The following is a 22,772-nucleotide window of genomic DNA, read 5'->3' on the forward strand; positions in this document are numbered from 1 at the left end:
TAAGGAAGTTCTTGTTATGCGTTGTCTGTTACTCGCCTGCCTGCTGCTGGGCAGTGCACAAGGATGGGCCCTGGATCGCTTCCAGGTCGAAGACTACACCCTGCCCAATGGCTTGCAGGTGCTGCTCAAGCCCGGCAGCGAACGCGGCCACGTGGCGATCCGCCTGGTAGTCGGCGTGGGCCTGGATGACTTCCCCTGCACCGACAAGGAACTGCCGCACCTGCTCGAGCACCTGTTGTTCAGCGGTATCGACGCCAGCGGCGAGGGTGGCCTGGAAGAACGCATGCAAGCCCTGGGCGGCGAATGGAACGCCTATACCAGCAATGCCGATACCACCTTCGTGATCGAGGCCCCGGCGCGCAACCAGCGCAAGGTCCTCGACCTGCTGCTGTCGCTACTGACCCACACCCGCCTGGACGACAAGGCCCTGGCCAGCGCCAAGCGCGTGGTGGAGCGTGAAGACGGCGGCCATTACTCGCACCTGCAACGCTGGCTCGACCGCCAGGACCTGGGCCACAAGGCCAGCAACCAGCTGGCGGTGGAGCTGGGGCTCAAGTGCACCGAGCGAGCCGAAGTCAGCCACCTGACCCTGGCCCGGCTGGAGCAGGTGCGCAAGGACTGGTACGCCCCCAACAACATGAGCCTGATCGTGGTGGGCGAACTGGATCGCCTGCTGCCCGCCTATCTGGAGCGCACCTACGGCGCCCTGGAGCCGGTGGAGCCCAGCGAACACCCGCAGCTGCCACAAATGCAGGGCCATGCCGCAGCGGCGCGCAGCCTGATCCGTGGCTGGGTGGGGCAGAGCGCCCAATTGCACTGGCTGTTCCCCGAGCCGGTGCTGGAACAACAGCACAGCGAGACCTTCGACCTGCTCAAGGACTACCTGGACTGGGCCCTGTACCGCCAGCTGCGCCTGGAGCATGAACTGTCCTACGGCCCCTGGAGCGATCGCGAAGTCTTCGGTGGTGTCGGGTTCCTCAGCCTCAACGCCGACCTGGAACGCGATGACCTGGACGAAGCACGGCAGGTAGTCGAGCAGTTGCGCACACATTTGCTGAAGGACGGCCTGGACCCCGCCGCCTTCGCCCGCCTGAAGCAGGCCGCCATCGACCGCCAGGCCTGGGCGGTGCAGGGCAATAGCGCCCTGGCGGACTACTATTGGAGCGCCCTGGGGGATCTCGACGATGGGCGTTTCAGCGATCCGGCCAAGGCCCTGCGCGCCGTGACCCTGGCCCAGGCAAACCAGGCCCTGCGCCAGCTGCTTGAACAGCCGGGTTACCTGCGGATCGAAAAACCCCTGTTGAGCGACGAGCAAGTGCTCTGGCTGCTGGGCGGGCTGCTGATCCTGGCGCTGCTGGGCGGCTTGGGCGCGGGCCTGCTGCGCCGGCACACCAGCTGACCCTGGCAGGGCGCTGCATGACAGCCGGAAAACCGGTACCGCCATGCCCATCGGCCGGGCCGACCCGCTGCCCATCCGGGAGCGGGTGGACTCCCTCGCCACGGGCAGCCGCCAACGTTATCCTGTCGCGCTTTTTCCTACCCTGACCGTGACCTGCTGCCGATGCCCGACTGGAACCGACACATACAGCGCCTGCTGGAACTGATCAAGCGCTACCCCGGGGTCATCGCACTCGGCGGCTTCATCTCGGGGGTCTGCAGCTTCATCCTGGTGGACCGGCAACAAGGCCTGGCCTCATGGATCGCTATCATCATGCTGGTGAGCTGGGTCTGGCTGATGCTGGAAAACAGCCTGACCCAGCTGTTCGCCCAGGTTTTCAAGCGCGAGATCCCGCAGCCGCTGCTGCGCTATGCCACGCAGATGATCCACCAGGAAAGCCTGTTCTTCGTCCTGCCGTTCTTTTTCATCACCACCAGCTGGAACAGCGGCCAACTGGCGTTCACCGGGCTACTGGGCGCCGCGGCCCTGGTGTCCATCACCGACCCGCTGTACTACAAGTGGCTGGCCCCTCGCCGCTGGCTGTTCCTGGCCCTGCATACGCTGACGCTGTTCGCCGTGCTGCTGACGGCGCTGCCGCTGATCCTGCACCTGACCACCGCCCAGAGCTTCAAGCTGGCCCTGGGCACCGCCATGTTGCTGTCCTTCCCAAGCCTGGCCTCGATCCTGCCGATCCGCAGCGTACGCAGCGCCCTGACCGTGCTGTGCATCACCCTGGCCATCGGCGGCACCGGCTGGCTGCTGCGCTCCTGGGTGCCACCGGCCACCCTGTGGCTGACCGAGGACGCCATCAGTACCCAGCTCCAGGACCGTACTCCAGGCGCCAGCCTGCAAACCCTCAGCGCCAGCCAGGTGCGTGGCAATGGCCTGTATGCCTACACCGCGATCAACGCGCCGCGGGGGCTGGACGAGCGCATCTACCATGTCTGGCAGTTCAACGGCAGCGAGGTGGACCGCATCGCCCTGGACATCCACGGCGGGCGCAAGGAGGGTTACCGCGCCTGGTCCCACAAGCAGAACTTCCCGGCCAACCCCACCGGCAAATGGCAGGTCCGGGTCGTCACCGAGGACGGCCAGGTGATCGGCGTGCTGCGTTTCCAGATCGACGATCCAGATCAACAGGCGGCCAAGCCCGGCGAGGCAAAGTAATGTGGATCGTGCTATTACGTAGCACTGCAAAATGGCCATACAAGCTTGGAGCTTATGACTACCAGCGTGACGCCCGGCACCGCTCAACTGGATCTTGCCCACTCTCCGGCGCAATTGCGCATCCACGGCGACTGGACGCTGGCGCACTACGCCGACCTCAAGCGCCTCAGTCAATCCCTGGCCGGGCGCTACGATAGCGACACCCACATCGACCTCAATGGCCTCGGCGCCCTGGACACCGCCGGCGCCTCGCTACTGGTGGAGCTGCTGGGTGCCGAGCGCCTGGGACGCAGCGCCGAGCATCCCGATTGCACCCTGTCCGCCGCCGACCGTGCCCTGCTGCAAACCGTCTACAGCTCGCTGAACGACTTCTGCGTGCCGGTCAAGCAACCGGAAATCCCGGTGGGCATACAACTGCTCTCGCGTATCGGCGGATCGGTCTACACCGTCTGGCACGACACCTTGAAGGCCCTGGGCTTCATCGGCCTGATCCTCGAGACCCTGGCCCGCGGCCTGTTGCATCCCAGGCGCTGGCGCATCACCCCGGTGGTTGCGCATATCGAGCAGACCGGCCTGGACGCCGCGCCCATCGTCGCCTTGCTGACCTTCCTGGTGGGGGCGGTGGTGGCCTTCCTCGGCGCCACCGTGCTGGCTGGATTCGGCGCCAGCATCTTCACCGTGGACCTGGTGGCGTTTTCCTTCCTGCGCGAATTCGGCGTGCTGCTGACCGCCATCCTCATGGCCGGGCGTACCGCCAGCGCCTTCACCGCGCAGATCGGCTCGATGAAGGCCAACGAGGAAATCGACGCGATTCGCACCCTGGGCCTGGACCCCATGGAATTGCTGGTGCTGCCCCGGGTCCTGGCGCTACTGGTGGCGCTGCCGATGCTGACCTTCCTGGCGATGCTCTCGGGCATCATCGGCGGCGGCGTGGTCTGCGCGCTGTCGCTGGACATCTCACCGGCGATGTTCCTCTCGCTGCTGCATTCGGATATCGGCGTGAAACACTTTCTCCTGGGCCTGGTGAAGGCCCCGATATTCGCCTTCCTGATCGCCGCCATCGGCTGCCTGGAGGGTTTCAAGGTCAGTGGCAGCGCCGAGTCGGTGGGCGCGCACACCACTTCCGCGGTGGTGCAGTCGATCTTCGTGGTGATCGTCATCGACGCCGTGGCCGCGCTGTTCTTCATGGAGATGGGCTGGTGAGCCGCCCGCCGCGCGCGCCCGCCGAAGCGGTGATCGAGGTTCGCGGGCTGTGCAACCGCTTCGGCCAGCAGAGCGTGCACGAGAACCTCGACCTGGACGTGTACAAAGGCGAGATCCTCGGCGTGGTCGGTGGCTCGGGCAGCGGCAAGTCGGTCTTGCTGCGCAGTATCGTCGGCCTGCGCCAGCCCAGCGAGGGTTCGGTACGGGTATTCGGGCGGGACCTGCCGAGCCTGCCGGAGCGACAGCGCTCGCTGGTGGAGCGACGTTTCGGCGTGCTGTTCCAGAAGGGCGCGCTGTTCACCTCGCTGACGGTGACCGAGAACGTCGCCCTGCCGCTGATCGAACATGCCGGCCTGTCGCGCGCCGACGCCGAGCACCTGGCGGCGGTGAAGCTGGCCCTGGCCGGCCTGCCGCTGTCGGCGGCCGACAAGTACCCGGCGTCGCTGTCCGGCGGCATGATCAAGCGCGCGGCCCTGGCCCGCGCCCTGGCCCTGGACCCGGACATCCTGTTTCTCGACGAGCCCACCGCCGGCCTCGACCCGGTGGGCGCCGCTGCCTTCGACCAACTGATCCTGACCCTGCGCGATGCCCTGGGCCTGAGCGTGTTCCTGGTCACCCATGACCTGGATACCCTCTACACCATCACCGACCGGGTGGCAGTACTGGCGCAGAAGAAGGTGCTGGTGGCCGATGCCATCGATATCGTCGCCGAGACTGCGGACGCCTGGATCCACGAATACTTCCACGGCCCTCGGGGCCGCGCGGCGTACCAGGCCGCGACACCGACCAACGAGGGATGATATGGAAACCCGAGCCCATCACGTACTGATCGGCCTGTTCACGGTGATCTTGGTGGCCGGCGCCTTGCTGTTCGGCCTGTGGCTGGCCAAGTCCAGCGTCGACAGCGCCTTCCAGGACTACGAGATCGTCTTCAACGAAGCGGTCAGCGGCCTGTCCCGGGGCAGCTCGGTGCAGTACAGCGGGATCAAGGTCGGCGACGTGGTCAACCTGCGCCTGGACCCCAAGGACCCGCGCCGGGTGCTGGCGCAGATCCGCCTGGCCGGCGACACGCCGATCAAGGAAGACACCCAGGCCAAACTGGCGCTGACCGGCATCACCGGCACCTCGATCATCCAGCTCAGCGGCGGCACCCCGCAAAGCCCGCCGCTCAAGGGCAAGAACGGCCATCTGCCGAGCATCACCGCCTCGCCATCGCCCATCGCCCGGCTGCTGAACAACAGCGACGACCTGATGACCGGGGTCAACCTGCTGCTGCACAACGCCAACCAGCTGTTTTCCCCGGAGAACGTGGACCGGGTCGGCAATACCCTGGATAACCTGCAGAAGACCACCGCCAGCATCGCCGAGCAACGTAACGACCTGCGCCAGCTGATGCAGCAGCTGGGAACCATCACCAAGCAGACCAGCGCCATGCTGGAACAGACCACAGCACTGATGCGCAACGCCAACGGCCTGCTCAACGACCAGGGCCGGCAGATGTTCGGCAGCGCCGAGCAGGCCATGCGCTCGCTGGAGCAAAGCAGTGCCACCCTCAACCAGCTGCTGACCGACAACCAGGATTCGCTGAGCAACGGCATGCAGGGCCTCAATGGCCTGGCGCCGGCCGTGCGCGAACTGCGCGAGACCATGAGCTCGCTGCGGGCCATCACCCGCCGCCTGGAAGCCAACCCCGGTGGTTACCTGCTGGGTAACGAGAAGAACAAGGAGTTCACGCCATGATGCGTGCCTGTCGCCTGTTTGCCCCCCTGGCCCTGGGGACCGTCCTGGCCCTTGGTGGCTGCTCGATCCTGCCCCAGAGCGAGCCGCTGGATATCTACCGCTTGCCGGTGAACCAACCCAGCACCCCGGGCAAGGCCTTGCCGTGGTCGCTGCAACTGCTCAAGCCCCAGGCCAGCGATGCCCTGAACAGTGCGCGGATCGCGGTGATCCCCCAGGGCGACCTGCTCAGCAGCTACAAGGCCTCCCGCTGGACCGACCCGGCGCCGATCCTGCTGCGCAACCGGCTGCTGGACGGGTTCCAGCGCGATGGCCGGGTCCAGCTGCTGAGCACCGACGACAGCAACTTGCAGACCGATCTGGCCCTGGGCGGCGACCTGCAAGCATTCCAGACCGAATACCAGGGCAAGGCCGCCCAGGTGGTGATACGCCTGGATGCGCGGTTGATCCGTGGTGCTGACCAGAAGATCCTCGCCAGCCGACGCTTCGAGGTACGCCAGCCGCTGGCCGAGACCCGGGTGCCGGCAGTGGTGACCGGGTTCGGCCAGGCCAGCGACGTGCTGGCCCGACAGGTGGTGGACTGGGCCGTGGGGCAGGGCAACCAGGTGGGGAAACGCTGAGGTCCGTTGCGCCGGCAAGCCGGCGCAGGATCAGCCGAAGAACCAGTAGCAGACGGCGATCGCCGCGACCACGCCGGCAAATTCCGCCAGCAGGGCGCAGCCCACGGCGTGCCGGACCCGCTGGATACCCACCGCACCGAAATACACCGCCAGCACATAGAAGGTGGTTTCGGTGCTGCCCTGGATGGTCGCCGCCGCCAGCGCCGGGAAGCTGTCCACGCCCTGGCTCTTCATGGTTTCGATCAGCATCGCCCGGGCCGCACTGCCGGAGAACGGCTTGACCATGGCGGTGGGCAGGGCATCGACGAAGCGCGTATCCCAACCGGCCCAGGCCACCAGGTGGCGGATCCCGTCGAGACCGAAGTCCAGGGCGCCGGAAGCCCGCAGCACGCCGATGGCGCACAGCATGGCCACCAGGTACGGCAGCAGGTTCTTGGCGACGTCGAACCCTTCCTTGGCGCCCTCGACGAAAGCCTCGTAGACCTTGACCTTGCGCAGCGCGCCGATCACCAGGAACAACATGATCAGGCCGAACAGCGTCAGGTTGCCGAGGATCGACGACAGCGATGCCAGGGCCGCCGCCGACAAGCTCGCCAGCAGCGCCATGAAGGCCCCCATGGCCAGGGCACCGGGAACCAGGTAGGCCAGTACCACCGGATCCCACAACCGCAGGCGTTGCATCACCGCCACCGACAGCAGGCCCACCAGGGTCGAGGCGCTGGTGGCCAGCAGGATCGGCAGGAACACCAGGGTCGGGTCCGCCGCGCCTTGCTGGGCGCGGTACATGAAGATGGTCACCGGCAACAGGGTCAGGGACGAAGCGTTGAGCACCAGGAACAGGATCTGCGCGTTGCTCGCGGTGGTGGCGCTGGGGTTGAGCTCTTGCAGGGCGCGCATGGCCTTGAGGCCGATGGGCGTGGCGGCATTGTCCAGGCCCAAGCCGTTGGCGGCGAAGTTCAGGGTGATCAGGCCCAGGGCCGGATGGCCCGGCGGCACTTCCGGCATCAGGCGCTTGAACAGCGGGCCGAGGACCTTGGCCAGCCATTCGACGATGCCGGCCTTCTCGGCGATCCGCAGGAAGCCCAGCCACAGGGTCAGGGTACCGAACAGCAGCACCATGACCTCCACCGACAGCTTGGCCATGGCGAAGATGCTTTCCACCATGGCGGCGAAGATCCCGGCGTTGCCCCCCACCAGCCACTGCGCCAGGGCGGAAACGGTTGCAACGATAAAGAAGCCAAGCCACAGGCCATTGAGCATCGGTCATATCCCTCGGAAGATGCCGCGAATGATAGCGGGGGCTGCAGAAACGACAAACCCCGGATCGACCGGGGTTTGTCTGTTGCGCGGGCCCACCAGGGTGGCGGGCGGGCGTCAGGCGGCTCAGCCCTTGGAGATCTCGCCGGCTGGCAGCTTCTCCTTGCTGCGCCAGTGCGGCAGGGAGTTCCAGTAGCGCTGGCCCTTGGCGTCGTCGTACATGCCTTCCCAGCGAGCGATCACCAGCACCGCCAGGGCGTTGCCGATCACGTTCAGGGCGGTACGCGCCATGTCCATCACGCGGTCGACACCGGCGATGAAGGCCAGGCCTTCCAGCGGGATGCCAACGCTGCCCAGGGTAGCCAGCAGGACCACGAAGGACACGCCCGGAACCCCGGCGATCCCCTTGGAAGTGACCATCAGGGTCAGGACCAGCAGCAATTGCTGGCTGATGGACAGGTCGATGCCGTACAGCTGGGCGATGAAGATCGCCGCGATGCTCTGGTACAGGGTCGAGCCGTCGAGGTTGAAGGAGTAGCCGGTAGGCACCACGAAGCTGCAGATCGCCTTCGGCGCGCCGTAGGCTTCCATCTTCTCGATCACTCGCGGCAGCACGGTTTCCGAACTGGCGGTGGAGTAGGCGAGCACCAGCTCATCCTTGAAGATGCGCATCAGCTTGATCACCGAGAAGCCGAACAGGCGTGCGACCAGCCCCAGGACCACGAAGGCGAAGAAAGCGATGGCCACGTAGACCAGGATCACCAGCTTGGCCAAGGGCAGCAGCGAGGCGAAACCGAAGTTGGCGACAGTCACCGCGATCAGTGCGAATACGCCGATGGGGGCGTAGTTCATGATCATGTGGGTGACTTTGAACATGGTTTCCGAAACGCCCTGGAACATCTTCACCAGCGGCTCGCGCAGGTCGGCCTGCAGGCTCGACAGGCCCAGGCCGAACAGCACCGAGAAGAAGATGATCGGCAGCATCTCGCCGCGGGCCATGGCCGCGAAGATGTTCGACGGAATCAGGTTGAGGATGGTCTCGATGAAGGCGTGTTCATGCTGCACTTCGGCCGCGGTGGCCTGGTACTTGGAGATGTCCACGGTGCCCAGGGTGCTCATGTCGATGCCTGCGCCCGGATGGAACAGGTTGGCCAGCAGCAGGCCGACGACGATGGCGATGGTGGTCACGATCTCGAAGTAGATGATGGTCTTGAGGCCGATGCGGCCCAGCTTCTTGGCGTCGCCGACACCGGCGATGCCGACCACCAGCGAGGAGATGACGATCGGGATGACGATCATCTTGATCAAGCGGATAAAGATATCGCCCGCAGGTTGCAGGACGTTGCTGATCCACCAGGCTTTTTCAGCGCTGAAATGATTGAGCAGTGCGCCGATCGCAATACCCAGGACCAGACCGATGAGGATCTGCCAGGCGAGGCTTAATTTGGCCTTCTTCATATCATTACCCTTACTTCAGTTGGACTCGGGCAGATGCGCGAACTGCAACGCTCAATGGCGGAAAAGTCTGTGCATCGGCCCCCGTATAAGGTCATCCCGAGCGAGCAATGACGGCTCTCTGCAGGCGAAAAAAGGCGCAACTATTCCGATGCAAGGGTGGCGCGTCTAATGCCGTAAACGCCTACCCTATGCCGAATCGGCATGAGTTTTTCGAAACAAAACGAGCGTCCCAACCGGTTAGAATACGACATTTCGGCAGGCCAGAATGCCGTGAAACGGCCATCTCAGGCGGCGTGCAGGCTTGTCGGAAGGGTCAGGAAAAGGTCTAAAAAAATTTAGGAATGTTCTGTTTCGGGTGCCCTGGAACCTTCCGGATTTCCCGGAAAGTTTCTCGATATACGGTCGCAGAGAAACACCAGGTAACGTTTGACCGGAGTCAAAGGAAGATTTTTCAGTTCGCACCGTGGGTTTTCTTGCCAAGGGCTCTAGATCGGGTCTTTTTCCTGTCCAAGCACGCCGCAAGCTCATCAGGTCGATGCCGACCTGGGAGCTTGCGCCGTCGCTTTTTCCTGACCCGGCCCTTGCGGAGGCACTCCCTGTACCCCTAGGTCACTCCGATCTCTGATGGATCAGAACGTCCCGGCCCCCTGGTCATGCACGTGCCCTCCTCGGGTCGTGCAACAGCCGAAAGCGCACCAGGCCCTTTCGTCTATTCGCCTGACCCGGACTCAATACCAGTTCGGGTCCTTTCTCAGCTGCTCTTTAAGCAATTCCTGCATACCGGGCTCGGGCTTGCCGAGAAACCGGTAGTTGGCATGCCGGGTGGGCGACTTGTCGGCGGGCAGCCCCGCAGGCACTTCCACCAGCAATGCATAGGCATGCTTCTTGTCGAAACCGAAGGCCACGATCAGGCGCTGGCTGCGGCAACTCTGGGCGGTTTCGCACAGGGGGCCCACCAGGTACTTGTCGCCATCCTCCTGCACTGCATTCATTTGCTCGGCCTCGCCCGACAGGTTCATCACCCATTCGGGCAGGCGCTCTTCCTTCTGCACGACGTCTTGCCAGGTCTTGCGGAACTGTGGATCCGAGTTCAGCAACTGGTTGGCGCGTGCCTGGCCGTCGTTGGCTGCGCTCGCCAGGGTACTGGCGCCCAGCAACACGACGGCGGCCAGGGTCTTGTAGGAGAACCCCATGGTCAGCCCCGGCCGCGACGGCCAAAGAAGAACGAAGCGATGAACATCACCAGGAACACCACGAAAAGGATCTTGGCGATTCCGGTGGCCGTACCCGCGATACCACCGAAGCCCAACACGGCAGCGACGATGGCGATGATCAGGAATGTGATTGCCCAACTCAGCATGATGATTCTCCTTACTCTTCTTTATTGGAAACGCTACCTGCATGGACAGTCGACGCCGCCGCAAGGCCGGCACGACCGCGGTGCCCAGGCCGTCTAGAACACCCAGCGCTCCTCGCGGGGCGACTCAAGCACCGGTTGTGCCTGGTCGACGGTCATCAATTGTGCAAGGGGTGCTTCGGTGAACTGGCCGCTCACCGGGGCGAAATGGGTCTGGGTCATGTGCTGGACCGCTACACGGGGAGCGGGCGCTTCGCTGTCTTGCCAGCGCTGCAATTGCTGCCCGGCGATCAGGGTGACCAGCAGGGCAAGGCTGGCGAACAGACCTTGTTGCAAGTGCAGCGGCGCGATACGCATTTGGGCGAGACGTTGGCGATTCATCCTGAAATACCTCCCACAGCGGTTGAGATGTTGTTGTGCGATATGGGAGAGGTATTGCAGGCTGCATGCCAGGTTTGTAACAAATAAAAAAATCAATAAAATCAGCTAGTTATACAAACAAATCGAAAGCTGACGAGACGCATCCTGCACGATGCCCGCTTGCCGGGCCGTGCGAAATGCACGATCGTCTTGTGCAGGATCGGGCACCTTCTGACTTGTGGGGGGAACTTTGCCGAACGGCTAGCAGCCTGATACAGACCGGCATCTGAGCGGAATCGCCCCGTCATTGAAAACATCATTTTTTTCAGTGGGTTAGCTATTCGCCTCGCAGAGATCTAACCTGCAAGCCGCAGAATGGATCAGAATCAACCTTGCAACTTGCCCGATTTTTCCGGGACTAAATAAGATCGTCTATATAAGGAGCCCAGGAAAAATGGAGTCAGCGCCGGAAAATCAAGGCCGCATCCTGTTGGTGGATGATGAGTCCGCCATCCTTCGCACCTTCCGTTACTGCCTGGAAGATGAGGGTTATACCGTCGCCACCGCCAACAGCGCGGCCCAGGCGGATACCTTGTTGCAACGCCAGGTGTTCGACCTGTGCTTCCTCGACCTGCGCCTGGGTGAAGACAACGGTCTCGACGTCCTGGCCCAGATGCGCGTCCAGGCTCCCTGGATGCGGGTAGTGATCGTCACCGCGCACTCCGCCGTGGACACTGCAGTGGATGCGATCCAGGCTGGTGCCGCCGACTACCTGGTCAAGCCCTGCAGCCCCGATCAATTGCGCCTGGCCACCGCCAAGCAGCTGGAAGTACGCCAGCTCTCGGCGCGCCTGGAAGCCCTGGAAGGCGAAGTGCGCAAACCCAGAGACGGCCTGGACTCCCACAGCCCGGCCATGAAGGTGGTGCTGGAAACCGCACGCCAGGTGGCCAGCACCGACGCCAACATCCTCATCCTCGGCGAGTCCGGCACCGGCAAGGGCGAGCTGGCCCGGGCCATCCATGGCTGGAGCAAGCGCGCGAAGAAGTCCTGCGTGACCATCAACTGCCCGTCGCTGACCGCCGAACTGATGGAAAGCGAGCTGTTCGGCCACAGCCGGGGCGCTTTCACCGGTGCCAGCGAAAGCACCCTGGGCCGGGTCAACCAGGCCGACGGCGGGACGTTGTTCCTCGACGAGATCGGCGACTTCCCGCTGACCCTGCAACCCAAGCTGCTGCGCTTCATTCAGGACAAGGAATACGAGCGCGTCGGCGATCCGGTGACCCGTCGGGCCGATGTGCGCATCCTCGCCGCCACCAACCTCAACCTGGAAGACATGGTGCGCGATGGGCGCTTTCGCGAAGACCTGCTGTACCGCCTGAACGTCATCACCTTGCACCTGCCGCCGCTGCGTGAACGCAGCGAGGACATCCTGACCCTGGCCGATCGTTTCCTCGCGCGCTTCGTCAAGGAGTACTCGCGGCCGGCCCGCGGCTTCAGCGACGAAGCCCGGGAAGCGCTGCTCAACTACCGCTGGCCGGGCAATATCCGCGAACTGCGCAACGTGGTGGAACGCGCGAGCATCATCTGTCCCCAGGAGCGGGTGGAAATCAGCCACCTGGGCATGGCCGAGCAGCCCACCAACAACGCCCCGCGGATCGGCGCAGCGCTGAGCCTGGATGAACTGGAGAAGGCCCACATCGGCGCGGTACTGGCCACCAGCGACACCCTGGACCAGGCCGCCAAGACCCTGGGCATCGACGCTTCGACGCTGTATCGCAAACGCAAGCAGTACAACCTGTGAACGGGACCCCATGAAGCTCGCGATAAAACTGCGGACCCGGCTGTTTCTCAGCATCTCCGCCCTGATCACCGTGGCCTTGCTCGGCCTGGTGCTGGGGCTGGTCAGCGTGATGCAGATGGCCAGTACCCAGGAATCGCTGATCCGCAACAACTTCATCACCCTGGACCTGGGGCTCAAGCTGCGCCAGACCCTCGGCGACCAGCTGATCCTCATGCTCAGCAACAAGCCCGATCCGGCGGCTCTGCAAGCCTCCCGGCAGCACTACCTGGAATTGCTCGACCAGGGCATCGCCCATGAACAGCAACAAGAAGGACAGAGTGGCTTCCAGCAGGCGCGCAGCGACTACGTCAGCTTCTTCGAGGCTTTCGAACACAGCACCTCCAGCCTGAGCAACAACAACGAGCTGACCGAGCGCTTCAATACCCTGCGCGGGGGCCTGATCAACGAACACAAGCGCGCCCTGGACAACATCAGCGAAGTGGAGCACCAGACCCGTGGCCGGGCGCTGCTGGTGGCCGGCCTGCTGGGGCTGGTAGGCCTGGCGGTGCTGATCATCGGTTTCATTACCGCCCACTCCATCGCCCGGCGCTTCGGCGGCCCGATCGAGGCCCTGGCCAAGGCGGCGGACAAGATCAGCCAAGGCAATTTCGACATTACCCTGCCGATCTCCGGCCCGGCGGAAATGAACCTGCTGACCCGGCGCTTCGGGATCATGGCCGAAGTCCTGCGCCAGCATCAGGCAACCAATGTCGATGAACTGCTGGCCGGCCAGCAACGCCTGCAAGCCGTGCTCGACAGCATCGACGACGGCTTGCTGATGATCGACCGCCAGGGCCGGCTGGAGCACCTCAACCCGGTGGCCCAGCGCCAGCTCGGCTGGGACCAGGAGCGCCTTGGCCAGGGCCTGGGAAGCGCCTTGCAACGCCCGGAGCTGGACGAGCAGCTGCAACTGGTGCTGCGCGGCGGCAACCTGGAGCGGGCACCGGAGGACCTGGATATCGAGGTCGACGGCGAAGCCCGCCTGCTGACCTACAGCCTGACCCCGGTGTGCCATACCCAGGGGCATATCCTCGGAGCGGTGATGGTGCTGCACGATGTCACCGAGCAGCGGGCCTTCGAGCGTGTGCGCAGCGAGTTCGTGCTGCGCGCCTCCCATGAGCTGCGCACCCCGGTCACCGGCATGCACATGGCCTTCGGGCTGCTCCAGGAGCGCCTGCACTTTGCCGAGGAGTCCCGGGAAACCGACCTGCTCAATACCGTCAACGAAGAAATGCAGCGCCTGATGCAACTGATCAACGACCTGCTGAACTTCTCCCGCTACCAGAACGGCCTGCAAAAGCTGACCCTCGCGCCCTGCTCCCTGGACGAGTTGCTGGAACAGACCCAGGGGCGCTTCAGCGAGCAGGCGCAACAACAGGACATCGCGCTGCTGCTGGAGATCCAGGCGCCGCTGCCGCGCCTGCATGCCGACCGCCCGCAACTGGAACGGGTACTGGACAACCTGGTGGACAACGCCTTGCGCCACACCGCCCGCGGCGGGCAGATCCGCCTGCAGGCCCGACGCCACGGCGAACGGGTGATCGTCAGCGTCGAGGACAACGGCGAAGGCATCGCCTATGGCCAGCAGGGGCGGATCTTCGAACCTTTCGTCCAGGTGGGACGCAAGAAGGGCGGCGCCGGCCTGGGGCTGGCGTTGTGCAAGGAAATCGTCCAGCTCCATGGCGGGCGCATGGGCGTTTACTCGCGGCCCGGGCAGGGCACCCAGTTCTACCTGGCCCTGCCGCTCTAGGGTTCAGGCTTCATCGTCCAGGCGCCTGGCCACCAGGCGTCGGCCACGGGTAATCAACTCGGTGAACTGCAAGGCGCTCAGGGCATGGGCGAACAGCCAGCCTTGGCCGAAGTTGACGCCTTCGCTGCTCAGCAGCACGGCCTGGTCCTCGCATTCTATGCCTTCAGCGATCACCTTGAGCTTCAGGGCATGGGCCATGCGGATGATGTGCGGGGCCACGCCGCTGCTGGCGGCATCGTGGCCGAGGGCGTCGACGAACGCCTTGTCGATCTTCAGGCAATCCACCGGCAGGTTCTGCAAGTAGGCCAGGCTGCAGTATCCCGTGCCGAAGTCATCGATCAGCACCTTGTGCCCGACATCCCGCAGGGCTTGCAGGTTGTTGCGCGCCACTACCACGTCGATCAGCCCACGCTCGGTCACCTCGAAGGCGATCTGCCGCGCCGCGACCCGGTGCAACGCCAGCAGCCTGGCCATGACCCGGCCGACACGCGGCACCATCACGTCACAGGCCGCCAGGTTGACCGAGATATACAGTTGCGGATTGGCCCGCAGCACATGCCCCAGTTGCTCCAGCAGGCGTTGCAGGACGAAATCGGTGATCTGGCGGATCTGCCCGGTGTTTTCCGCCAGGGGGATGAACAGTTCGGGGCTGGTCAAGGTGCCGTCCGGACGCCGCCAGCGCAGCAGAGCCTCGGCCCCCACGCACAACCGGCTGTTGAGATCGAAGATCGGCTGGTACAGCACCTGCAGTTCGTTACGACGCAAGGCCCCCTGCAATTCGGCACCCAGGGACTGGCGCTGGCGCGCCAACTGATACACCAGGGCGCCGATGAACAGCGCCAGCAGCAGGCTGGTCGGCAGCAGCCACCACCAGCCATCGAGCAACTCGGCCGGCATGCTGGCCCGTGGCGTGATCAGCACCAGTTGGTATTCGGGATTGCGGGTCGGCATGCGGTACACCAACAAGTCGCGGGTCACCTGCAACGGCCGGCTGCGATCATCCTGCCAGGGATGCTCCGGCGGCCAGGAGCGGGCCTGGCCCAGTACCGGTATGGCCCGGGCGCCGTGGTCGACCACCACCATCAGGCTGCCGCCGGATGGCAGGTCGACCACGTCGGTCAGGTGCCCGCGCGAGGTGGCCACGCGGAAATTGCCCCGGCCGAGCATCAGCGCCGCCAGGTTTTCGTTGGGCTGGGCCGAGGTATTGAGCCAGTAGCTGTAGGTGGGCCCGCGGATATCCGCCGGTCGGGGAGAAGTCGCAAGGTTTTGCCGGGGCCAGTTGGAGCAAGTCTGGTCGGCATCCATGTAGGCCGCTTCATAGATGAAGCGATAGTTGAAGCTGACCTGTTGCAGCACCGCAACCATTTCTGCGCTGCACCCGCGCAGCGGCTGCCCCTCAAGAGTATCCAGGCCCTCGCGCAGTTGCCGGAAGAGCTGCTCCAGGCGCTCCAGGAAGCGCCGGCCCTGGGCGTTCATCTGCTCGCTTTCGCGCTGCTGGACCTCGTGCATGGCCACCCCAACGCTGCCCAGCATCAGCACCGCTGCGCTCAGGACAGCCGCCAGCATCGCCAGCAACCAGGGGCGATGGAACCAGGTGCGCGGGGTCTCGCGGGCGGCCGGCATCATGGAACATCCGAAGGATTACCAATGAGTTATAGCAACTGATTGGGCAATCGGCGCGGACCGTCCGGCGGCGTCATTATTTTGTCTGGTTGAGGACCTGCAGGATCGCTGCGCTCTCGGCGTCCGGGGTGCCATCGAAACGACCTGGCCGGTAGTGCATCTGGAAGGCCGCCAGGACATGCCGGGTGGCCACGTCCAGCTCGCCAGTCTGCGGGGTGGCGTAACCCAGGCGCGCCAACTGTTGCTGGAACCAGCTGATGCTCGGCAGGCTGGCTCCATAGAACGCTTGCTGGCGGGCCACGGCCTGGGCATCGGGCCACAGGCCCAGGCCAGCCTCGGCCAGGCGCTTCCAGGGAAACAGCGGGCCCGGGTCGAGCTTGCGCAGCGGCGCGATATCACTGTGGCCGATGATGTGCCGCGGGGAAATGTTGTTGCGCTTGCTGATGTCCTTGAGCAGCACGATCAGGTTCTGGACCTGCGCCTCGCTGTAGGGGTACCACAGACGCCCATTGGGGCCATCGCGAAAGCCCGGGTTGACGATCTCGATGCCGATGGAGCTGGAGTTGAGCCAGGTCCGGCCTTGCCACTGGCTCTCGCCGGCATGCCAGGCGCGGTATTGCTCGTCCACCAGCTTGTAGATGGTGGCGGACTTGTCGTCGCCGATCAGGTAGTGGCTGCTGACCTGGCCATGGGTCAGCAGGGCCAGGGAGCGCTCCATGGACGCCGAGGTGTAGTGGACGATGATGAACTGGGCACGCTGGTCGTAGTTGACCGAGGGATGGCTGGTGTCGATACGCGGGCCGCTGGCGCAGCCGGCGAGCATCAACAGGGAGCAGAAGGCAAGGGCAAGGAATTTCATGGCTGGGAACAGTACGCTTGGGACATTAATGCAACAGTGTAACGTACTGCTCCGCCTATCATGGGCAAAACTGCGACGCCGGGGCCGGCAGGCAACTGGCGCCTCAGCCGGCCTCGACCCGGTTGCGACCGGCATCCTTGGCCCGGTACAACGCCTGATCAGCTCTTTTGATCACCAGATCGCTGCGATCTCCGGCCTTGAAGGCGCTCAAGCCAATGGAAACCGTGACCGTCACCGGCTCACCCTTGAAGTGAAACGGGCAGGCCTCGATCGCCGCACGCAGGGTTTCCACCAGACGCGTTCCCGCTGCCCATGGAGTGTCGGGCATCAGCAGGACAAACTCCTCGCCGCCGAAACGGGCGATGAAGTCGGTACCACGCAGGCGCTTGCGCAGCACATTGGCGATGATCTTGAGCACCTTGTCGCCCGCCAGGTGGCCATAGCTGTCGTTGATCCGCTTGAAGTGATCCAGGTCGAGCATTGCCAGCAGCAAGCTATTGCCATGGCGTTGCCATTGGCTCACCTCATGCTCCAGGCGCTCGCTCCAGGCCGCGCGGTTGGGCAGGCCAGTCAGCGGGTCGACCAGGGCCTTCTGCCGCTGCTCTTCCAGGTGCTCGCGATAACCCTGGGCTTCCTGCTCCATGCTCGACACTCGTGCCGCCAGGCTTTGCAGGCGGGTGGCCATGTCCTTCTCGCGCTCGTCGCGTTGCTTCTGGTGCTGGTCCATGGTGCCCAGCAGGCCTTCCAGGTGGCTTTCCAGAACCTGCTTGAGGTCATCCAGGTCCGCCGCTTCCTGCATGCTGCTTTGCAGGCCATCGACTTGCTCGCGGATCTGCGAGTCCATGGCCCGTGCTGCCGAGCTGATGTCCGCATGCCCGTCGCTGGCAGCCTGCAGGTTGCTCTGGAAGGCCTCCAGGCGCTCGTTGAGCTGCTTGAGGTAATCCTCGAACTCATGCTGGCCGGAGTCGGTGATGGCCAGCATCAGCACCGCCAGATCATCGAGGATCGGCAGCAGTTCGTACCAGTTCAACCCATGTTGCAGGCGATCACGCATGGCCTCGGCCTGGGGCCGGTGCCGCTCCGGCAGGCTCAGGTCATCGAGCAGGCCCAGCAGGGTGTGCTCGATGTGCTTGGCCACCGAGCTGTAGGACGGCTCGGGGGAGTCCGGCAGGGCATAGAGCACGTCCTGCTCAGGCTGCTCGGGATCGATGGCCGCCAGGGCCTCGGCCATGGCCACCGGCAACGGCAGGCTGTCGAGCAACGCCGCTGCGGGAATAGGCAGCAGCTCATCGGGATTGCTGGCCTCGGGTATGCCGGCTTGAGCCTCGGCTGCCGGCTCAGGCACCACCTCGATTGGCGGTACCACGGGTGCTGCATCCGCTTCAGGTTCCTGGGCAAGGGCCTGGGGTTCCACTGCTTGTTGTGGTGCGGCCTCTTCCCGAACCAGGACCGGCGGCACGAAGGCCGCCACCGCAGGCTGGGCCGCAACCTCGGCGTCAGTATCGGCAACTGGCTCTGGCTTGGACTCGACACTCGCGACAGGCTCGAAGGCAGGCTCGGGCAGGATATCCGCCGGCGCCGGTGCCGCTGCCGCGACGGCAGGGACCTGGGTAGCGGCAACGGTTGCGGGTGCAGCAGAAGTGGGAGCTGGCGTTGGCTCATGCTCCGGCGCCATGTCATCCACAGTGCCTTGAAGCTGAGGCGGCTGCTCCGGTGCTGGAACGGGTAGCGGCGGCGCCACGACTTCGCTTGCGGGAGCGGTTTCCCCACTGGCATCTCGCGCCCCGAACAAACGTTGCAACAGGCTCGGGCGCCCCGGCTCCACCGGGTTTTCCAATTGGCTCAGGGCCTTGCCCTGCAGGGTGCTCAACTCGCCCAGCAACAATGGGATTTCCCGCGCCTGGCCGACCCGGCCATCCAGTTGCTTGGCGAAAGCCTTGAGCGGGCGACTGACTTCACGGGGCAGGGGCAGGGTCTGCAACTGGGCGACCAGGGCCGTCAGGGCGCTGCTCATCTGGTCGATGCGGGTTTCCCGGCGCTGTTCGGAATCCAGCACGGCTTTTTCCAGGCGCGGAATCAAGGCCGCAAGGCCGGCGTCCATGTCATCGGTGCGCACGACCTCGCGCATTTCCTTCATGCACTGGTCGACCGCGCGATCGGTGCCTTCAGCCGCCAGGGTGCTGCGCACCAGGCCACGGCGCAGCAAGTCGAGGCGGGCAGCCCAACGGCGCTCGAGCTTTTCCTGTTGCTCGATGCTCTTGAGGTATTTCTCTTTCCAGCGTTGGGCGTCGTCGCTCATTCATCGGTTCCGCGAGGGGCAGGACTCAACGCGGGCAATGCATCGGCCGTGAGCGAACCCGGCAGACGAATCTCTACCGCGACCGGCAGGTGATCGGAAATGGGTTGGGCCAGGACTTCGACACGCTCCAGCGCCAGGCCAGAGCTGAGCAGGATGTGGTCCAGGCAGCGTTGCGGACGCCAGCTAGGGAAAGTCGCCTGCAATTGCGGCGCCAGCAGGCCGAGGTCACGCAGGGGGGAATGCTCCAGCAGGTCGCTGGCGTGGGTATTCATGTCCCCCATCAGCACCTGGTGCTTGTAGCCACCGATCAACTCGCGGATATACGCCAGTTGCCGGGTCCTGGCCCGGGCGCCAAGCGCCAGGTGCATCATCACCACCACCAGCGCTTCCGGACCTTCGCCAAAACGCAGGAGGATCGCACCGCGACCCTTGGGGCCCGGCAGGGGGTGGTCTTCGATGGCCCAGGGACGCATGCGGCTGAGCACACCGTTGCTGTGCTGGGCCAGGCGTCCGAGGTTGCGATTGAGTTGCTGGTACCAGTAGGGAAAGGCACCCAACTGGGCCAGGTGCTCCACCTGGTTGACGTACCCCGAACGCAGGCTGCCGCCATCGACCTCCTGCAGGGCCACCAGGTCGAAATCCGCCAGCAGGCTGCCGATCTTCTGCAGGTTGTCCGCCCGGCCGTTGTGGGGCAGCAGGTGCTGCCAGCCGCGGGTGAGGTAATGCCGATAGCGTTCGGTACTGATGCCGACCTGGATGTTGAAACTGAGTAAGCGCAGGCGGCTGTCAGCCGGCAGGCCGGTCGACGCTAAATGGTGTTCGTTGACCTGCGGGTCATGCAGGCCAACGATACGTTCCGAGCCCCAGCGCGGCATGGCGGCGGCGCTTACTTGGCTGCGCGCTCTTTGGCGATCAGCTGGTCGGCCACGCTCAGCGCGCCTTCAGGACCACCGGAGGTGCCCAGGTCGAAGCGATACTTGCCGTTGACCACCATGGTCGGTACGCCGCTGATCTGGTAGGCCTGGGCCTTCTTCTTGGCGTCCTCGACCTTGCCCTTCACGGCGAAGGAGTTGTAGGTGCTGAGGAACTTGTCCTTGTCGACGCCTTCGCCAGCCAGGAAGTCGGCCATCTCTTCAGGAGTCGCGAGTTTCTTGCCGCCGTGGATGGCCTCGAAAACGGCCTTGTGCACGTCGTGCTCGACACCCATGGCTTCCAGGGTGATGAACAGCTGGCCGTGAACGTTCCAGATGCCACCGAACATGGCCGGGATCCGTACGAAGTTGACGTCGGCCGGGAGCTTCTCGACCCATGGGTTGATGGTGGGTTCGAAGGCGTAGCAGTGTGGGCAGCCGTACCAGAACAGCTCCACCACTTCGATCTTGCCAGGCACGGCAACCGGAACGGCGCTGCTCAACTCGACATATTGTTTACCGGCTTCAAGCGGCTCGGCGGCTTGAGCGGTCACGCCAAACAGGCTGGCGGTAACGAGAGCGGCGCTGAGGATCAGATTACGCATGCTTTACTCCTGGACGATTTAGGCGCCTCGCGCGACCTGATTTCAGACAGATCATGGCGGGCTTGAGTTCGCTAGTGTAGCGGCTGGCGCCATAAAAAAGGGCGGCCTGGGCCACCCTTTATGCTTGCACCGTCAGATTAATCGATCATTAACGTTGCCGTGGCCATGCACCTGCCGGCAATTGATCGCAGCGGCCTCAGTGCAGGCCCTGAATGTAGCTGGACACGGCTTCGATGTCCTTGTTGCTCAGCTTGCTGGCAATGCTGCGCATGACCATGGTGTCGCCGTCGTTGGTACGGGCGCCTTCACGGAAATCAGTCAGCTGCTTGGCTACGTATTGAGCGTGCTGGCCGCCCAGGTGCGGGAAGCCGGCAGCTGCGTTACCCGCGCCATTGGGCGAGTGGCAACCGGTGCAGGCAGGCATGCCCTGGTCCAGCTTGCCGCCACGGAACAGCTCTTCGCCACGGGCCACGACCTTGGGATCGGCGGCGCCGACGCTACCTTTCTGGCTGGCAAAGTAGGCGGCGATGTCGGCCAGGTCCTGATCGCTCAGGTTGGTCAGCAGGCCGGTCATTTCCAGTACCTGGCGCTTGCCGGACTTGATATCGTGCAGCTGCTTGTCCAGGTACTTTTCCCCCTGACCCGCCAGCTTGGGAAAGTTTGGCGCCATGCTGTTCCCATCAGGACCGTGGCATGCGCCACAGACTGCGGCTTTCGCCTGACCGGCAGCAGCGTCGCCTGCGGCATGGGCAACACCAGTGATGCCCAGGGTCAACAGCAGACTCACGAGTAATTTGTTCATCAGCTAATCCAACTACGGCTAAGGGTTAAGAGTTATGGACCGGGATCACTCGCTCATCCAGTGGATGATGGCTCGGTAATCCTCGGCACTGCAGTCCATGCACAAACCACGCGGCGGCATCGCCTTGAAACCCTGGGTCACGTGTTGCACCAGCGTCTCCATACCTTGCGCCAGCCTCGGCGCCCAAGCTTCCTGGTCGCCCTTGCGGGGCGCCGTGGGTAGTTGGCCGGAATGACATGCCCCACAAACACGGTTGTACACAGCTTCCGGATCCTGTGTAGCCTGCACGCTGCAAAGCGGCATCAAGAGACCGGTAGCCAGCAGCCATTTCGTCATAAAACGACCTTTTCAGGGTTGAGAGCGTGCTGCGTTCTAATGCGCATACAAGGTTTATCGCTCTCGTGAGCTTCATCCTACGCTGGGACAAAGCGCACACAAAATCTGCGGCATTATATACTGGCGCTACTGAAACGGAAACGACACCGCTCGCCGCACCCACCCTCGGCATCGCCCCTATTCGGAAATCCCATGCAACTGAAGAACCCCATCCTCGGTCTGTGCCAACAGTCCACTTTCATGCTCAGCGCCGCCAAGGTCGATCAATGCCCTGATGACGCCGGCTTCGAAGTTGCCTTCGCCGGGCGCTCCAACGCCGGTAAATCCAGCGCCTTGAACACCCTGACCCACGCCAGCCTGGCACGCACCTCGAAGACCCCGGGGCGCACGCAGTTGTTGAACTTCTTCAAGCTAGACGACGATCGCCGCTTGGTCGACCTGCCGGGCTACGGCTACGCCAAGGTGCCGATCCCGCTCAAGCAGCACTGGCAGCGCCACCTCGAGGCCTACCTGGGCAGCCGCGAGAGCCTCAAGGGGCTGATCCTGATGATGGATATCCGGCACCCCATGACCGACTTCGACACCCTGATGCTGGATTGGGCCGTAGCCAGCGGCATGCCGATGCATATCCTGCTGACCAAGGCCGACAAGCTGACCTACGGCGCGGCCAAGAACACCCTGCTCAAGGTCCAGTCGCAGATCCGCAAGGGCTGGGGCGACGCCATCACCATCCAGCTGTTCTCCGCGCCCAAGCGCATGGGCCTGGAAGAGGCCTACACCGTGCTGGCCAGGTGGCTGGAACTGGCCGACAAAGGCGCCGAGATCGAGGCCTGAGAGAGATAAGAATTCTGCGCGGTGATCAGGCAAGGCAAAAGCGGCGGGAAAGCGGAGTTTAGGGGCTGAATGAGCATTTCCCGCCGCTTTTTAACGCAGCATGGTCGCCACGCAGGCAATTTTCAGGCAAAAAAAACCCCGGACTTCATATGGGGAGGGGGAAGTTCGGGGTTCAAGTTCTAGACCGCTAGGGCGGGGTCCAGATATCTGCCAACACTTAACACAACATAGGAGCATTGAAGGGCTTCACCAGCCATTCAGTAACTCTGAGTGGGCGTTGCTCGATTTAGTTCCGGCCGCGAACAAAAACTATTGG

21 protein-coding genes are annotated in these 22,772 nt (G+C 64.0%); 9 read left to right on the plus strand and 12 right to left on the minus strand.

Annotation, left to right across the window (positions count from 1 at the left end):
- Positions 1-16 precede the first annotated feature (16 nt).
- The 6 genes from CAG11_RS00125 (at position 17) to CAG11_RS00150 (ending at position 6,165) form a co-directional block, all read left to right on the plus strand.
- Positions 17-1,399 (plus strand): pitrilysin family protein, encoded by a 1,383-nt coding sequence (locus CAG11_RS00125; RefSeq protein WP_085593895.1) that lies wholly within the window; start codon positions 17-19, stop codon positions 1,397-1,399.
- A gap of 162 nt (positions 1,400-1,561) precedes the next feature.
- Positions 1,562-2,605 carry a DUF5924 family protein gene (locus CAG11_RS00130; protein WP_085593896.1) on the plus strand — a complete coding sequence of 348 codons (1,044 nt, stop codon included), beginning with the start codon at positions 1,562-1,564 and terminating at the stop codon, positions 2,603-2,605.
- A 54-nt stretch (positions 2,606-2,659) separates the two neighbouring features.
- Positions 2,660-3,808 carry an ABC transporter permease gene (locus CAG11_RS00135; protein ID WP_085593898.1) on the plus strand — a complete coding sequence of 383 codons (1,149 nt, stop codon included), beginning with the start codon at positions 2,660-2,662 and terminating at the stop codon, positions 3,806-3,808.
- Positions 3,805-4,608 carry an ABC transporter ATP-binding protein gene (locus CAG11_RS00140; RefSeq protein ID WP_085593900.1) on the plus strand — a complete coding sequence of 268 codons (804 nt, stop codon included), beginning with the start codon at positions 3,805-3,807 and terminating at the stop codon, positions 4,606-4,608. Before CAG11_RS00135 ends, CAG11_RS00140 begins: the two co-directional genes overlap by 4 nt.
- 1 nt (position 4,609) lies before the next feature.
- The gene (locus CAG11_RS00145) at positions 4,610-5,548 is read left to right on the plus strand and encodes an MlaD family protein (protein ID WP_085593902.1); all 939 of its coding nucleotides are present in this window, start codon (positions 4,610-4,612) and stop codon (positions 5,546-5,548) included.
- On the plus strand, positions 5,545-6,165 hold the full coding sequence (locus tag CAG11_RS00150; protein ID WP_085593904.1) for an ABC-type transport auxiliary lipoprotein family protein: 621 nt from the start codon (positions 5,545-5,547) through the stop codon (positions 6,163-6,165). Before CAG11_RS00145 ends, CAG11_RS00150 begins: the two co-directional genes overlap by 4 nt.
- Before the next feature lie 30 nt (positions 6,166-6,195).
- On the opposite strand, the gene CAG11_RS00155 is transcribed toward CAG11_RS00150, so the two are convergent.
- The 5 genes from CAG11_RS00155 to CAG11_RS00175 all read right to left on the minus strand — a co-directional run bounded on the left by CAG11_RS00155 (position 6,196) and on the right by CAG11_RS00175 (position 10,618).
- Positions 6,196-7,425 (minus strand): nucleoside recognition domain-containing protein, encoded by a 1,230-nt coding sequence (locus CAG11_RS00155; protein WP_085593906.1) that lies wholly within the window; start codon positions 7,423-7,425, stop codon positions 6,196-6,198.
- Positions 7,426-7,548: 123 nt separating this feature from the next.
- Positions 7,549-8,880: a glutamate/aspartate:proton symporter GltP gene (gene gltP / locus CAG11_RS00160; protein WP_022642721.1), complete on the minus strand. Its 1,332-nt coding sequence runs from the start codon at positions 8,878-8,880 to the stop codon at positions 7,549-7,551.
- A gap of 728 nt (positions 8,881-9,608) precedes the next feature.
- The gene (locus CAG11_RS00165; RefSeq protein ID WP_085593908.1) at positions 9,609-10,073 is read right to left on the minus strand and encodes an inhibitor of vertebrate lysozyme family protein; all 465 of its coding nucleotides are present in this window, start codon (positions 10,071-10,073) and stop codon (positions 9,609-9,611) included.
- Positions 10,074-10,075: 2 nt separating this feature from the next.
- Positions 10,076-10,240: a DUF1328 domain-containing protein gene (locus tag CAG11_RS00170; protein WP_003170804.1), complete on the minus strand. Its 165-nt coding sequence runs from the start codon at positions 10,238-10,240 to the stop codon at positions 10,076-10,078.
- A 93-nt stretch (positions 10,241-10,333) separates the two neighbouring features.
- Positions 10,334-10,618 (minus strand): hypothetical protein, encoded by a 285-nt coding sequence (locus CAG11_RS00175; protein WP_031321043.1) that lies wholly within the window; start codon positions 10,616-10,618, stop codon positions 10,334-10,336.
- 433 nt (positions 10,619-11,051) lie between these two features.
- Between CAG11_RS00175 and algB the strand changes: the two genes are divergently transcribed.
- Entirely contained in the window at positions 11,052-12,398 is a 1,347-nt protein-coding gene (gene algB / locus CAG11_RS00180; protein WP_085593910.1) for a sigma-54-dependent response regulator transcription factor AlgB, read from the plus strand.
- Between the two features lie 10 nt (positions 12,399-12,408).
- Positions 12,409-14,187 (plus strand): KinB sensor domain-containing domain, encoded by a 1,779-nt coding sequence (locus tag CAG11_RS00185; protein WP_085593912.1) that lies wholly within the window; start codon positions 12,409-12,411, stop codon positions 14,185-14,187.
- Between the two features lie 3 nt (positions 14,188-14,190).
- Here the strand turns inward: CAG11_RS00185 and CAG11_RS00190 are convergent, their stop codons facing one another.
- The 7 genes from CAG11_RS00190 to CAG11_RS00220 form a co-directional block, all read right to left on the minus strand.
- Positions 14,191-15,810, minus strand: a complete 1,620-nt coding sequence (locus tag CAG11_RS00190) for an EAL domain-containing protein (protein ID WP_085594602.1) — start codon at positions 15,808-15,810, stop codon at positions 14,191-14,193.
- A gap of 76 nt (positions 15,811-15,886) precedes the next feature.
- Positions 15,887-16,669: an N-acetylmuramoyl-L-alanine amidase gene (locus CAG11_RS00195; RefSeq protein ID WP_085593914.1), complete on the minus strand. Its 783-nt coding sequence runs from the start codon at positions 16,667-16,669 to the stop codon at positions 15,887-15,889.
- Between the two features lie 103 nt (positions 16,670-16,772).
- Positions 16,773-18,968: a GGDEF domain-containing protein gene (locus tag CAG11_RS00200; protein WP_085593916.1), complete on the minus strand. Its 2,196-nt coding sequence runs from the start codon at positions 18,966-18,968 to the stop codon at positions 16,773-16,775.
- A complete protein-coding gene (locus CAG11_RS00205; protein WP_022642283.1) occupies positions 18,965-19,843 on the minus strand; it encodes an endonuclease/exonuclease/phosphatase family protein in 879 nt (292 codons plus the stop codon). Before CAG11_RS00205 ends, CAG11_RS00200 begins: the two co-directional genes overlap by 4 nt.
- An 11-nt stretch (positions 19,844-19,854) precedes the next feature.
- Entirely contained in the window at positions 19,855-20,484 is a 630-nt protein-coding gene (locus tag CAG11_RS00210) for a thiol:disulfide interchange protein DsbA/DsbL (RefSeq protein WP_022642282.1), read from the minus strand.
- 196 nt (positions 20,485-20,680) lie between these two features.
- Positions 20,681-21,286 (minus strand): cytochrome c, encoded by a 606-nt coding sequence (locus CAG11_RS00215; protein WP_022642281.1) that lies wholly within the window; start codon positions 21,284-21,286, stop codon positions 20,681-20,683.
- Between the two features lie 45 nt (positions 21,287-21,331).
- Positions 21,332-21,622, minus strand: a complete 291-nt coding sequence (locus CAG11_RS00220) for a cytochrome c5 family protein (protein ID WP_085593918.1) — start codon at positions 21,620-21,622, stop codon at positions 21,332-21,334.
- Positions 21,623-21,814: 192 nt separating this feature from the next.
- Between CAG11_RS00220 and yihA the strand changes: the two genes are divergently transcribed.
- Positions 21,815-22,456 carry a ribosome biogenesis GTP-binding protein YihA/YsxC gene (gene yihA / locus CAG11_RS00225; protein WP_085593920.1) on the plus strand — a complete coding sequence of 214 codons (642 nt, stop codon included), beginning with the start codon at positions 21,815-21,817 and terminating at the stop codon, positions 22,454-22,456.
- Positions 22,457-22,772 lie beyond the last annotated feature (316 nt).

This window comes from Pseudomonas sp. B6(2017) (genome assembly GCF_002112765.1).
In the GTDB taxonomy this organism is placed as follows: domain Bacteria; phylum Pseudomonadota; class Gammaproteobacteria; order Pseudomonadales; family Pseudomonadaceae; genus Aquipseudomonas; species Aquipseudomonas piscis.